15 protein-coding genes and 1 rRNA gene are annotated in these 12,602 nt (G+C 61.2%); 6 read left to right on the forward strand and 10 right to left on the reverse strand.

The annotated features are described in order from the left end of the window. Positions 1 to 167: 167 nt before the first annotated feature. Positions 168 to 1,337 (forward strand): GGDEF domain-containing protein, encoded by a 1,170-nt coding sequence (locus tag BXA07_RS03535; RefSeq protein ID WP_244556158.1) that lies wholly within the window; start codon positions 168 to 170, stop codon positions 1,335 to 1,337. On the opposite strand, the gene BXA07_RS03540 is transcribed toward BXA07_RS03535, so the two are convergent. The 7 genes from BXA07_RS03540 to rpe form a co-directional block, all read right to left on the reverse strand. Beyond that, positions 1,288 to 1,761 carry a hypothetical protein gene (locus BXA07_RS03540; protein ID WP_076565561.1) on the reverse strand — a complete coding sequence of 158 codons (474 nt, stop codon included), beginning with the start codon at positions 1,759 to 1,761 and terminating at the stop codon, positions 1,288 to 1,290. The two genes, BXA07_RS03535 and BXA07_RS03540, sit on opposite strands and share 50 nt — an antisense overlap. 20 nt (positions 1,762 to 1,781) lie before the next feature. Then, positions 1,782 to 2,582 carry an indole-3-glycerol phosphate synthase TrpC gene (trpC, locus tag BXA07_RS03545; RefSeq protein WP_076565563.1) on the reverse strand — a complete coding sequence of 267 codons (801 nt, stop codon included), beginning with the start codon at positions 2,580 to 2,582 and terminating at the stop codon, positions 1,782 to 1,784. A gap of 34 nt (positions 2,583 to 2,616) precedes the next feature. Next, complete coding sequence (trpD, locus tag BXA07_RS03550) at positions 2,617 to 3,660, reverse strand: anthranilate phosphoribosyltransferase (RefSeq protein ID WP_076565565.1); 1,044 nt, start codon at positions 3,658 to 3,660, stop codon at positions 2,617 to 2,619. A 65-nt stretch (positions 3,661 to 3,725) separates the two neighbouring features. Continuing rightward, on the reverse strand, positions 3,726 to 4,289 hold the full coding sequence (locus BXA07_RS03555; RefSeq protein ID WP_035824429.1) for an aminodeoxychorismate/anthranilate synthase component II: 564 nt from the start codon (positions 4,287 to 4,289) through the stop codon (positions 3,726 to 3,728). Position 4,290: 1 nt separating this feature from the next. Next, the gene (trpE, locus tag BXA07_RS03560) at positions 4,291 to 5,787 is read right to left on the reverse strand and encodes an anthranilate synthase component I (protein WP_076565567.1); all 1,497 of its coding nucleotides are present in this window, start codon (positions 5,785 to 5,787) and stop codon (positions 4,291 to 4,293) included. A gap of 227 nt (positions 5,788 to 6,014) precedes the next feature. Beyond that, the gene (locus BXA07_RS03565) at positions 6,015 to 6,731 is read right to left on the reverse strand and encodes a phosphoglycolate phosphatase (RefSeq protein WP_076565569.1); all 717 of its coding nucleotides are present in this window, start codon (positions 6,729 to 6,731) and stop codon (positions 6,015 to 6,017) included. Beyond that, complete coding sequence (gene rpe / locus BXA07_RS03570) at positions 6,731 to 7,405, reverse strand: ribulose-phosphate 3-epimerase (RefSeq protein WP_070254125.1); 675 nt, start codon at positions 7,403 to 7,405, stop codon at positions 6,731 to 6,733. The genes BXA07_RS03565 and rpe overlap by 1 nt, the downstream gene beginning before the upstream one ends. A gap of 157 nt (positions 7,406 to 7,562) precedes the next feature. Between rpe and apaG the strand changes: the two genes are divergently transcribed. Continuing rightward, positions 7,563 to 7,937 carry a Co2+/Mg2+ efflux protein ApaG gene (apaG, locus tag BXA07_RS03575; protein ID WP_035828598.1) on the forward strand — a complete coding sequence of 125 codons (375 nt, stop codon included), beginning with the start codon at positions 7,563 to 7,565 and terminating at the stop codon, positions 7,935 to 7,937. A gap of 23 nt (positions 7,938 to 7,960) precedes the next feature. Here the strand turns inward: apaG and BXA07_RS30735 are convergent, their stop codons facing one another. Beyond that, positions 7,961 to 8,107, reverse strand: coding sequence for a hypothetical protein (locus BXA07_RS30735; protein WP_170909598.1), 147 nt, complete (start codon positions 8,105 to 8,107; stop codon positions 7,961 to 7,963). A 283-nt stretch (positions 8,108 to 8,390) separates the two neighbouring features. Here BXA07_RS30735 and BXA07_RS03580 point away from each other — a divergent pair, with 283 nt between their 5' ends. Continuing rightward, positions 8,391 to 9,386, forward strand: coding sequence for a murein transglycosylase A (locus BXA07_RS03580; RefSeq protein WP_244556168.1), 996 nt, complete (start codon positions 8,391 to 8,393; stop codon positions 9,384 to 9,386). A 37-nt stretch (positions 9,387 to 9,423) separates the two neighbouring features. Here the strand turns inward: BXA07_RS03580 and BXA07_RS03585 are convergent, their stop codons facing one another. Continuing rightward, positions 9,424 to 9,861, reverse strand: a complete 438-nt coding sequence (locus BXA07_RS03585; RefSeq protein ID WP_070312619.1) for a universal stress protein — start codon at positions 9,859 to 9,861, stop codon at positions 9,424 to 9,426. Positions 9,862 to 9,998: 137 nt separating this feature from the next. Beyond that, the gene (locus BXA07_RS03590; protein WP_244556169.1) at positions 9,999 to 11,192 is read right to left on the reverse strand and encodes an MFS transporter; all 1,194 of its coding nucleotides are present in this window, start codon (positions 11,190 to 11,192) and stop codon (positions 9,999 to 10,001) included. Here BXA07_RS03590 and BXA07_RS31235 point away from each other — a divergent pair. The 3 genes from BXA07_RS31235 to BXA07_RS03600 all read left to right on the forward strand — a co-directional run. Next, the gene (locus BXA07_RS31235) at positions 11,154 to 11,300 is read left to right on the forward strand and encodes a hypothetical protein (protein WP_244556159.1); all 147 of its coding nucleotides are present in this window, start codon (positions 11,154 to 11,156) and stop codon (positions 11,298 to 11,300) included. The two genes, BXA07_RS03590 and BXA07_RS31235, sit on opposite strands and share 39 nt — an antisense overlap. A 77-nt stretch (positions 11,301 to 11,377) precedes the next feature. After that, on the forward strand, positions 11,378 to 12,154 hold the full coding sequence (locus tag BXA07_RS03595; protein WP_070282850.1) for an enoyl-CoA hydratase: 777 nt from the start codon (positions 11,378 to 11,380) through the stop codon (positions 12,152 to 12,154). A 383-nt stretch (positions 12,155 to 12,537) separates the two neighbouring features. Next, positions 12,538 to 12,602: ribosomal RNA gene (locus tag BXA07_RS03600) — 16S ribosomal RNA — on the forward strand; the annotation flags it as partial.

Consider the following 12,602-nt stretch of genomic DNA (forward strand, 5'->3'; position numbering starts at 1 on the left):
TTTCAATGTGCAATTTCTCAAATGCAACTCAACCGCTGATATTGGCGCAGTACCATCATATTTACCGCAAATGAACTAATTGTTCTCTAACTAAACTAAAATTGCCGAACTGCTTATTTTAGATCGCGCCCAACGTGCAAACCCTCGATCCTCGAACGATTATGTTGATGACGACCCTGATGTGCGGGGCGATGAGCGTCGTCATGTTTTCGGTATATCGCAGTTTTCGGCGCGAGGTGCATGGCCTGGGACATTGGGCGGCCGGCTTGCTGTTGCTGGTGTGTTCGTCCCTGCTGTTCGGCACCCGCGAAGTGCTGCCGCCCGCCTTGTCCCTGATCGCGGCCAATGCCGTGCTGGTGGCCGGCATCGGTCTGTCGATGCTGGGCACTGAGAAATTCTATGGCCTGGCGCCCAGCCGCCGCGCCTATTTTCTGATACTTGTCCTGTCCATCGCCGGCAGTAGTTGGTGGCTGCTGGTGCACCCCGATTTCTCGGCCCGCGTGGCCGTCTTCTCGCTGCTGGTTTTCCTGTTTTATGCGCGCCAGGTGCAGCTGGTGTGGCACCATGGCGAGCGCCATTTTTCGAGTTTTTTCTTTGGTGCGCTGATGCTGCTGCAAGCCATCGTGGTGCTGGCGCGCGGCGTGTCGGCTGTGCTGCATGGCGGCGCCAGCGTGAACCTGACGGTAACCGGCACGCCAGCCGGCATCTATCTGGCAGTCGCCAATTTCATGGCGCTGCTGCTGACGGTGGGCTTCATGACGGTGGCGACGCGGCGCCTGCAGCAGATACTGGAGCGCCGCTCGACCCACGATCCGCTGACGCAGGTGCTGAACCGGCGCGGCTTCGGCGACGCCTACGCGCGCGAGATAGGCAATCTGCACCGGCGCCGTCAGCCGTTGACCTTACTTAGCATCGACCTCGATTACTTCAAATCGATCAATGACCGTTACGGTCACGCGGTGGGCGACCAGGTGCTGGCGCATGTGGCCACCATCATTGGCGGCGCCCTGCGCGAATCGGATTGTGTGGCGCGCTTCGGTGGCGAGGAATTCGTCGTGCTGATGCCGGACATGCATCCGCATAACGCTTTGGGTGTTGCTGAACGCATTCGCGCCTTGCTGCGTGAGCCTAACCACGCGGGACTGCCATCGTGTACGGTCAGCATCGGCGTCGCTTGCCAGGCATCGGTGCTGGAAGGATTGGAGCAGCTGCTGTCGCGCGCGGATGCGGCCCTGTACCTGGCCAAGGAGCGGGGACGCGACCGTATTGAATTCGATACCACCGGCTTTACTGAGGACCGGACAAGGTCCGCAGCTGGAACCGGTACTGCTCGTTGAACAGGAAGGTTTCGGAAAAATCAAAAGTTTTGGCGTGGCTGCGCATCAGGTGTGCCGCCGGCGGAAAGAGGACCTGCACGCGCCGCACGGCGGCCAGCGCCGCGGCAGATGCTTCGCTGTCGCGCGAACGGTGCACGCGCACGCTTTTCAGCTCGCCGTCGGGACCCACGCTCAGGTCAATCACCACGATGGCCGGCAGCATGGGCGGCAGGCGCCCAGTGAACGTGTATTCTGCGTTGGCGGCCATGATCTGCTGCGCTACCAGGGATTTGTAGTCATCGATGCTGGCGGCGAGCTGTATCGCTGCCGGCGTGCCAGGGGGCGTGCGCTCCACTGGCGAGGGCGTGCGGCCCACTGGCGGTGGCGCAATCTGGCAGGCTGTCAGCAGGCTGGCGGCGGCAACGATGAAAATTGCGTGTCTCATGGCTGCCAGCCTACCATGGTTTAGCTGAACAGGTGTTCCAGCTCCACGCCCGGGTCTGGCGCGCGCATGAACGCCTCACCTACCAGGAAGGCGTGCACGTTGGCGTCGCGCATGCGTTTCACGTGCGCCGTATTGAGGATGCCCGATTCCGTGATGATCAATCTGTCTTGCGGTATGCGCGGCAGCAGGCCGATGGTGGTGTCGAGCGAGGTATCGAAGGTGCGCAGGTTGCGGTTGTTGATGCCGATCAACGCGCTCTTGAGCTTGAGGGCCGCCGTCAGTTCCTTGCCGTCGTGGCTTTCGATCAGCACGCCCATGCCCAGTTCGTGGGCACAGGCTTCCATCTCCGCCATCAGGCCATGGTCGAGCGCAGCGACGATCAGCAGGATGCAGTCGGCGCCCATGGCGCGCGCTTCATAGATCTGGTACATGTCGACCATGAAATCCTTGCGCAGCACGGGAATGGCGCAGGCGGCGCGCGCTTGCTGCAGATAATCCACGGATCCCTGGAAGAACTGCTCGTCCGTCAGCACGGACAGGCAGGCCGCGCCATGCGCCGCATAGCTGGCGGCGATGTCCGCCGGGCGGAAGTCGGCGCGGATCACGCCTTTCGACGGCGACGCTTTTTTCACTTCGGCGATGATGCCGGGCTTGCCGGCGGCGATGTGCTGGCGCAGGCTGGCTTCAAAGCCGCGCAGGCCGGCGCGCAGGGCGCCGTCGCTTTCCACGTCGCCGCGCAGGCTGGCCAGGCTGCGATGGGCTTTGGCCTTGGCCACTTCATCGGCCTTCACGGCCAGGATTTTATCGAGTATGTCGGACATGATGGTCGCTATTCTATAAGGGAGGGCGGATGGCTTACGCTTGCGCCGGGGCGCCCAGTTGCTGCGTCACGCGCACGAACTGGTCGAGTTTCGCCAGCGCGGCGCCCGAACTGACGGCGCTGCGCGCGCGCGCCAGGCCGTCTTCGATCGAGCTGGCCACGCCGGCCGCGTACAGCGCCGTGCCTGCGTTCAGGGCCACGATGTCGCTGGCTGCGCCGGGTTCGCCGCGCAGTGCTTCCATCATCTTCGCCTTCGATTCGACGGAGTCGGCCACCTTCAGGTTGCGGCTGGCGATCATCGACATGCCGAAATCTTCGGGATGGATTTCATATTCGCGGATTTCGCCGTTGATCAGTTCACCCACCATGGTGGCGGCACCCAGCGACACTTCATCCATATTGTCGCGGCCATACACGACGATCGCATGCTGTGCGCCCAGGCGCTGCAGCACGCGCACCTGGATGCCGACCAGGTCGGCGTGGAATACGCCCATCAGGATGTTCGGCGCACCGGCGGGATTGGTCAGCGGACCGAGGATATTGAAAATCGTGCGCACACCGAGTTCCTTGCGCACAGGCGCGGCATGCTTCATGGCTGCATGGTGGTTCGGTGCGTACATGAAGCCGATGCCCGTTTGCGCGATGGACTGGGCGATCTGCTCGGGCTGCAGATTGATGTTGACGCCGAGGGAATCGAGCACGTCGGCGCTGCCGGACGAGGACGACACGCTGCGCCCGCCATGCTTGGCCACGCGGGCGCCCGCTGCCGCCGCCACGAACATCGAGGCGGTGGAAATATTGAAGGTGTGCGCGCCGTCGCCGCCCGTGCCGACGATGTCGAGCAGGTTGGTGGTGTCGGCCATGGGCACCTTGGTGGAAAACTCGCGCATCACTTGCGCGGCGGCGGCGATTTCGCCGATGGTTTCCTTTTTCACGCGCAAGCCCATGGTCAGCGCCGCGATCATGGTGGGCGACATTTCCCCGGACATGATCTGGCGGAACAGGTACAGCATTTCGTCGTGAAAGATCTCGCGGTGTTCGATGCAGCGCAGCAGGGCTTCTTGTGGGGTGATCGGCATGATGCTTCCTTCTTCAATGATGGCGCAGGAGGACACTGATGGCACGCCGGGGCGTGCGCATGGGATCAGCGCTCGAGGAAATTCTTCAGCAGGGCGTGGCCGTGCTCCGAGAGGATCGATTCGGGGTGGAATTGCACGCCCTCGATATCGTATTCCCGGTGGCGCACGCCCATGATTTCGCCGTCGTCCGTCCACGCCGTCACTTCCAGGCAGGAAGGCAGCGAGGCGCGTTCGATCGCCAAAGAGTGGTAGCGGATCACTGTGAAGGGGCTGGGGATGTCCTTGAAGACGCCCACGCCCGTATGCGCGATGAGGGAAGTCTTGCCATGCATGACCTGCTTGGCGCGGATGACTTTTCCGCCAAACGCCTCGCCGATGGCCTGGTGGCCCAGGCACACGCCCAGTATCGGCTTCTTGCCGGCGAAGTGCTTGAGCACTTCCACCGAAATGCCCGCCTGTGCCGGCGCTTTCGGGCCGGGCGAGATGCAGATGCGGTCCGGATTCAGCGCCTCGATTTGTTCGATCGTGATTTCGTCGTTGCGGTAGACCCGTACGTCTTCGCCCAACTCGCCGAAATACTGCACGATGTTGTAGGTGAAGGAGTCATAGTTGTCGATCATTAGCAGCATCTTAAAACTCCCCATCCAGGCCATCTTGCACTTGTTCGGCGGCGCGCAGCACGGCGCGCGCCTTGTTTTCGGTTTCCTGCCATTCCATTTCGGGGACCGAGTCGGCGACGATGCCGGCCGCGGCCTGCACGTACAGCATGCCGTCCTTGATCACGCCCGTGCGGATGGCGATCGCCACGTCCATTTCGCCGCCAAACGACAGATAGCCGCAGGCGCCGCCATAGATGCCGCGCTTGGTGATTTCCAGTTCGTCGATCACTTCCATGGCGCGCACTTTCGGCGCGCCCGTCAGGGTGCCGGCGGGGAAGGTGGCGCGCAGCACGTCCAGGTTCGACAGGCCATCCTTCAAGGTGCCTTCCACGTTCGAGACGATGTGCTGCACGTGCGAGTATTTCTCGATGACCATGCGGTCGGTGACGTTGACGCTGCCCGTCTCCGCAATGCGGCCGATGTCGTTGCGCGCCAGGTCGATCAGCATCACGTGCTCGGCGATCTCTTTCGGGTCAGCCAGCAGTTCGGCCGACAGTTCGGCGTCGCGCTCTGGCGTGGCGCCGCGCGGACGGGTGCCGGCGATGGGGCGCAGCGTGACCTTCTTGCCGCCGTCCGCCGTCGTTTCGTTGCGCACCAAAATCTCGGGCGAAGCACCGATGATCTGCATGTCACCGAAATTATAGAAGTACATATACGGTGACGGATTGAGTGAACGCAAGGCCCGGTACAGGGTCAGCGGCGAATCGACATAAGGCTTGCGGATGCGCTGGCCGATCTGCACCTGCATCAGGTCGCCGGCCATCACGTACTCGTGCGCCTTGGCGACCGCCTTCAGGTAGTCTTCCTTGGAAAAGTCGCGGATGGTTTCCGTGCGTACCGAGGCGCTGGTCACGGGCGCGTCGACGCCGCGGCGCAGCATCATGCGCAAGTCTTTCAGGCGCTGGCGCGCCTTGCTGAATGACTCGGGCTGCGTGGTGTCGGCGTAGACGATCAGGTACAGCTTGCCGGACAGGTTGTCGATGACGGCCAGTTCCTCCGTCACCATCAACTGGATGTCGGGCAGGTTCAGGTCGTCTTTCGGCGCGCCGCCGGCCAGCTTTTTCTCGATGTGGCGCACGGTGTCGTAGCCGAAGTAGCCGGCCAGGCCGCCGCAGAAGCGCGGCATGCCGGGGCGCAGGGCCACCTTGAAGCGCGATTGGTACTGTTCGATGAAGTCGAGCGGATTGCCTTCGTGCTCTTCGATCACGGCGCCGTTCCTGACGATTTCCGTGCGGCTGCCGTGGCTGCGCAAGACGGTCGTGGCGGGCAAGCCGATGAACGAGTAGCGGCCGAAGCGCTCGCCGCCGACGACGGATTCGAGCAAAAAGGTGTTCTTGCCGCCTTGCTGGGTCTGCGCCAGTTTCAAATACAGGGTGAGCGGCGTTTCCAGGTCGGCGAAGGCTTCCGCGATCAGGGGGATGCGGTTGTAGCCTTGCTGGGCCAGCGATTTGAATTCGAGTTCGGTCATGTGTCTCTCCATGCCGTCAGGGTACAAGTGTGCGCGATGCACAAACCCTGCGGTGGGTTATCAAAAAACCTGCCGGTGCGCGTGCAGCCGACAGCAATCTTACACGGCTCGGCCCTCAGGCCTGCCAGGATTGCCAGCGTCGCCAAAGCCAGGCCTCAATCGAGCCGGTTTGGGTGACATTGTGTTTTTTGATGAGAAACGTGTTCACGATATGGTGTTGGGGTTGGTCAGTATGCTGGTCTGTTGTGCATGCTAATAAAATGCGCCGCTTCGAGCAGCGTATTTACTATACCATCGGAATCGGTCTCGTGTATAGAGTGTCCGTGGTTGTAGCCATACGGTACCGTCAACACGGGGCAAGCCGCAGCCCGTGCCGCTTGCGCGTCATTCGAGGAGTCGCCAATGGCCACCACTTTGGCCGGCGCCAGGTCGAAGTCCGCACACACTTGCAGCAGCGGCATGGGGTGCGGTTTTTTCTTCGGCAGCGAATCGCCGCCGTAGACGACCTCGAAATATCCGTCGAGTTTTTTCTGCTTCAGCAGGGGCAGGGCGAAGGCGATCGGCTTGTTGGTGACGCAGGCCAGGCGCAAGCCCGCCGCCTGCATTGCCGCCAGCCCCGCTTCCACGTCCGGATACAGGGTGCTGAACTGGCCATTGATGGCCAGGTAGTGGCGCTGGTAACTCTCCATCGCCTGCTCGAAACGCTGTTCCACGCCGGCCGCATCGAAGTCGAGCGCCAGCACTGTGCGGATCAGGTTTTCCGAGCCCTTGCCCACCATCAGCTTGATGGCCTCGGCGCTGATGGGCGCCAGGTCCAGTTCGCCGCGCATGCCGTTGATGGCGACATGAAAATCGGGCACGGTGTCGAGCATCGTGCCATCGAGGTCGATGATGGCGGCGCGCACGCCGGCCAGTATGTGGTCTTTCACCGTGCCCGCTTGCATCAGGCGCCTTTTACTGTTGCCAGCTCGGCGCGCATGGCGTCGATGACGGCCTTGTAGTCGGGCTTGCCGAAGATGGCCGAGCCGGCGACGAAGGTGTCGGCGCCGGCGGCGGCGGCGGCGGCGATGTTGTCGATCTTGATGCCGCCATCGACTTCCAGCATGATGTCACGGCCCGATTCATCGATCATGCGGCGCGCTTCGGCGATTTTCTTCAGCGCTTGCGGGATGAAGGACTGGCCGCCGAAGCCCGGGTTGACGGACATGATCAGGATGATGTCGATCTTGTCCATCACGTGCTCCAGGTAGTGCAGCGGCGTGCCCGGGTTGAAGACCAGACCCGATTTGCAGCCATTGTCGCGGATCAGCTGCAAGGAACGGTCGACGTGATCCGACGCTTCCGGGTGAAAGGTGATGATGTTCGCGCCAGCCTTGGCGAAATCCGGGATAATGCGATCGACAGGCTTGACCATCAGATGCACGTCGATCGGTACTTGCACGTGCGGACGGATCGCTTCGCACACCAGCGGGCCGATGGTCAGGTTCGGCACGTAATGGTTATCCATCACGTCGAAGTGGATGATGTCGGCGCCGGCGGTAACGACGTTGCGCACTTCCTCGCCCAGGCGGGCAAAGTCGGCGGACAGGATGCTGGGAGCGATACGGAATGTTGTCATGGTGGCTAAAGGCTCAAAGTAGAAAATGCGAAGATGCGCTATTTTACGCTTGGCGCCGTTACCATGCCTTAATGAAACACAGAATACATGGCGCGCGGTGGCCAATACGGTACACGCGACGCAATATGCGACTGGCAATGTTTAAATAGGAATAATGATGGCGACTTATGAATTTACGGTAACGGTCAAGACGCAATATCTGCCGGAACAATCGGCACCGGACCAGGGGCGGCACGTGTTCAGCTACACGATCCGCGTCGTCAACACCGGCACGGCTGGCGCGCAACTGATTTCGCGCCACTGGGTCATCACGGATGCGAACAACAAGGTGGAAGAGGTGCGCGGCCTGGGCGCCGTCGGCCACCAGCCGCTGCTGCAGCCGGGCGAACAGTTCGAATACACGAGCGGCACCATGCTGGGCACGCCGCAAGGCTCGATGCATGGCGAATACTTCTGCGTGGCCGAAGATGGCCATCAGTTCGAAGCTTTGATTCCCGAGTTCGTGCTGTCGGTACCGCGCACCCTGCATTGACGCAACGCCGGGGCTCGCGCCCCTTATTTCAGTTTTTCGGTGCTGTCCTGTTCTTCGCTGAGCTGCTTGCGCGCCGGTGGCGCGGGTTTTTTACCCGAATACATGGTCCACCAGACTATAAATGCCAGCAAGAAGAACGCTACCAGCGCCTCTATCATCAAGATCCACATACGTACCCCTATGTTATTTACCCGCAGCTTAGTATTTACCCGCCGTCTGTTGACACGCGGTAGTCTACCCGTTTCAGTCGGTGCCGTCGCGCTTGCTCTTTCCGCCTGTACCACGCCGCCAGCAGAGCCGGTAGCTGCGACTGGCAAGGCACCGGCGATTGCCCCGACTGTCGTCAAGTCAGTGCCGGCCAAGCCGGCAGATGCCAAGGAAGCCACTGATGTGGCTGCTCCTACTTTCGTGCCCGCCAAGTTTGCCGCCTTGCCTGGCTGGGCACGCGACGACATGCGCGCTGCCTGGCCCGCCTTCATGGCGTCCTGTGGCGTGCTGGTCAAGCGGTCGGACTGGAAGGAGTCATGCACGATCGCGCGTCAGGTGAATGCGGACAGCGACAAGGCCATCCGCCTGTTTTTTGAGACATTCTTTGTGCCAAATCAAGTGGTGGCCGCCGATGGCGCCAATACTGGTTTGGTGACCGGTTACTACGAACCGTTGCTGCATGGCGCGCGCAAGCGGGGCGGTCCGTACCAGACACCGCTGTACAAGGTGCCAGACGATCTCGTTTCAGTGGACTTGTCCGGCGTGTATCCGGAACTGAAGAACATGCGCTTGCGAGGCAAGCTGGTCGGCAAGAAGGTGATCCCGTACGCGACCCGCGCCGACATCGAACGCGCCACGTCCGTCACGGGCAAGGAATTGCTGTGGGTGGATGACGAAGTCGAGGCGTTCTTCCTGCAAGTGCAGGGTTCCGGGCGCGTGCAGCTGACCGATACGCAGGAAACCGTGCGCGTGGCGTATGCGGATCAAAACGGCCATCCATATAAATCGATCGGCCGCTACCTGGTCGACAAGGGCGAACTGACCCTGAGCCAGGCATCCGCGCAGGGCATCAAGGCGTGGATCGCCGGCCACCCGACGCGCAAGGATGAATTGTTCAACGCCAATCCCAGTTATGTCTTCTTCAAGGAGGAGCGCCTGCCCGACCCGAAGGTGGGCCCGAAGGGCGCGCTGGGCGTGCCGCTGACGCCGCAGCGCTCGGTGGCCATCGATTCGCGCTACGTGCCGCTCGGTGCTCCGGTGTTCCTGTCGACCACGCAAGCCAACAGCGATATCCCCATGCAGCGCCTGGTGATGGCGCAGGATACGGGCGGCGCCATTCGCGGGCCGATCCGGGTCGATTATTTCTTTGGTTTTGGCGCGGAAGCGGCAGAGAATGCGGGCCGCATGAAGCAGAGCGGCGCCGTGTGGGTGTTGCTGCCGAAGCAGGCGCCGGCGCGCTGAGTTGCTGCGCGCGACGCGGGGGGAGCCGTGGTCTGGCTTAACGCAGAACCATGACTGGCAAGTGCGTATGGGCCAGCACTTTTTGCGTTTCGCTGCCCACGAACAGCTTGTTCAAGCCCTTGCGGCCATGCGAGGCCATCAGGATGATGTCGCAATGGTAAGTTTGCGCCGCATTGACGATTTCGTCATGCGGGCTCGGTGACACGGCCACCACGCCTTCGAAGGGTACGCCGGCGGCGCGCGCCGCTGCGCCGATCTTGTCGATGGCGCGTTGCGATGCTTCCTGCATCTGTTGCTCATACAAGCTGGCGTCAAGCACGATGCCACCGTCCGCCATCGGCGAGAACGGGAAGGGTTGCACGACGCTGATGGCGACCAGCTTGGCCTTGTTCAACTGGGCGAAGGCAAGGGCGGTCTCGGCCGCCTTGTCGGACAGGGGTGAGCCGTCGGTGGGAAATAAGATGGTGTTAAACATAGCGTGCTCCTCAAGTGATGTAAGACAGCTTATGGATTTACATCAATTAAAACCTTGATGTAAATCAAACCTCACATGCTTTGGTGGAAATAATGTCGCCAAGGCAATCTTTCAATAGTGTATGCCCGTTCCCCGCCTCACGTGCGCACGCTACGCAGCGGCGTGCCCCACACGATGGCGATGGTCAGCGCAACGCTGCCGGCCGCAATGCAGGCCAGGCCATTGCGCACGCCAAAATGTTCCGCCACCCAGCCGGCCGCCAGCGCACCCAGCGGCGCCGTCGCCACCGTCAGGAAACGCATGGTCGAGGTCATGCGGCCCAGCATGGGGTCGGGCGTGACTTTCTGGCGCAAGCCCAGGTAGGGAATAAAGAACAGCATCACGCCGCAATCGAAAAAGAACATCAATATGGCATAGGCCACGGCACTGGCCGCCGCGCTGCCGAACAGCAGGGCGGGAATCGTGGGCGTCAGGGCAAAGCAGAGCGAGGTCGATGCCAGGCCGATCAGGATGGTGCGGCCGGCGCCATAGCGTTTCGTCAATGGCTTGACGATGAAGGCGCTGAGCAGGACGCCGGCGCCACCGAGCATCTGCGTCATGCCCAGCACGCCAGGGCTCATGCCCAGGTCGCGCGTGGCGAACAGCACCGTCAAGGCCATGCTGGCGTAGAACAGGAAATGCCAGATGCCTGCGCCCCAGGCCAATGCGCGCAGCAGTGGCTCGCGCCACACGAACAGCAAGCCGTCGGCTATGTCGCGCAAGGCGTGCTTGTCGGAGGGAGCCGGTCGCGGGTCGCGCACGCTCATGGCGCGCAAATTGAAAACGGAAATCAAGTATCCGCAGGCCGTGCACAGGATGGCGACGGGCGCCGACAGCATTTGCACCAGCACGCCGGCCAGGCCGGGGCCGATCAGGCGCGAAGCCGATTCCGTGGCCGCAAACTTCGATTGCGCATCGATCAAGCCATCGCGGCCCACGAGGAAGGTCAGAAACACCTGTTCGGCGCCGCCGCCGACGACGAAGCCCGTGCCGATGATGAATCCCACTATATATAACCACGGCATCGACAGCACGCCGCACCACCAGGCGACGGCCACGCTGGCCAGGGCCAGACCGGACATGCTTTCACTGAACAGCATGATCGGATGCTTGCTGCGCCGGTCCAGCAGCACGCCGACAGGCAAACCGAACAGGGCGAACGGCAGCGCCTGCAGGGCAACCAATACTCCCATCTGTTCTGGCGTCGCATGCAATAACAATACCGCGCACAGGGGCAGGGCCAGCGAGGTAATTTGCGCGCCGAAGCAATTGAGGCCGTTGCTGAACCACAGGCGGCGGAAATTGACGCTGGCGACGCTGCCGTCGCCGCGCAGGCGGCCGGCGCAGTACTGGAAGAGGGAGGAGAAAATACCTTGCTCGACAAAAAATATTCAGGTTAACAATAATAGCAGCGCACCGGTCGCGCCGCTGCCGTTAGCCGCTACAATCGTTGCACCGTTCATCGAGAGGAGACACTATGCAATACGAAGACCTGATTATCGACATCCAGGACAAAGTGGCGGTCATCCGTCTGAACCGCCCCAAGGCCTTGAACGCCTTGAACGACAACATGATGAATGAGCTGGGCGACGCCTTGCTCAAATTCGACGCTGACGAGAATATCGGCTGTATCGTGCTCACTGGCAGTGAAAAAGCCTTTGCCGCCGGCGCTGACATCGCCGCCATGGCCGACTACACTTACCCTGATACCTTTACCCAGGGCTACATCAGCCGCAACTGGGAGCATATCTTGCGCGTGCGCAAGCCCGTGGTGGGTGCCGTGGCTGGCTACGCACTCGGTGGCGGCTGCGAATTGGCCATGATGTGCGATTTCCTGATCGCTGCCGATAGCGCCAAATTCGGCCAGCCGGAAATCAAGGTGGGCGTCACGCCGGGAGCAGGCGGTACGCAGCGTCTGCCGCGCGCCATCGGCAAGGCCAAGGCCATGGATCTGCTGTTGACGGCGCGCACCATCGACGCTGCCGAGGCTGAACGCATCGGCCTGGTGTCGCGCGTCGTGCCGGCCGATAAATTGCTGGAAGAAACCCTGGCTGCCGCCAAGACCATCGCCGCCATGCCGACCTCGGTGGCCATGATGATCAAGGATTGCGTCAACCGCGCCTTTGAAACGACCTTGACCGATGGCGTCGCCTACGAGCGTCGCTTGTTCCAGGCCGCCTTCGGCACGCCTGCACAAAAAGAAGGCATGCACGCTTTCCTGGAAAAGCGCTTGCCAAACTTCGACGGTCTTTGATATGATTCGCCTCCCCGATGAGACGCACTGGTTTGCGGCACAAAAGGGGCGGCCTTTCGGGGCTGGGTAGTAAAAAAGAAGGTTGACGAATTAGCCGAAACGCTTCATACTCTTCCTTCTTCGCAGCTGACAAACACAACGCTTTGTCGATAGCGCGAGAGTAGCACCGAATACAGTTCTTTAACAATTAACAGTCGATAAGTGTGGACATTTGATGTAGTGCAGCAGCGATCTTCGGATTGCTGTAATACTTAAAATATCAAATGTTCACGAAGAAATAAATGAAATAGGACGCTTCGCAAGAAGTGGCCTGTCAGTTGTTTTTGAAGTGAGCGACCCGTCAGCAATGACGGTGCCGGTAAAACGGCAAAGTAACAGAGATTAAACTGAAGAGTTTGATCCTGGCTCAGATTGAACGCTGGCGGCATGCCTTACACATGCAAGTCGA

It is taken from the genome of Janthinobacterium sp. TND4EL3, assembly GCF_900156175.1.
Lineage (GTDB): Bacteria > Pseudomonadota > Gammaproteobacteria > Burkholderiales > Burkholderiaceae_D > Janthinobacterium.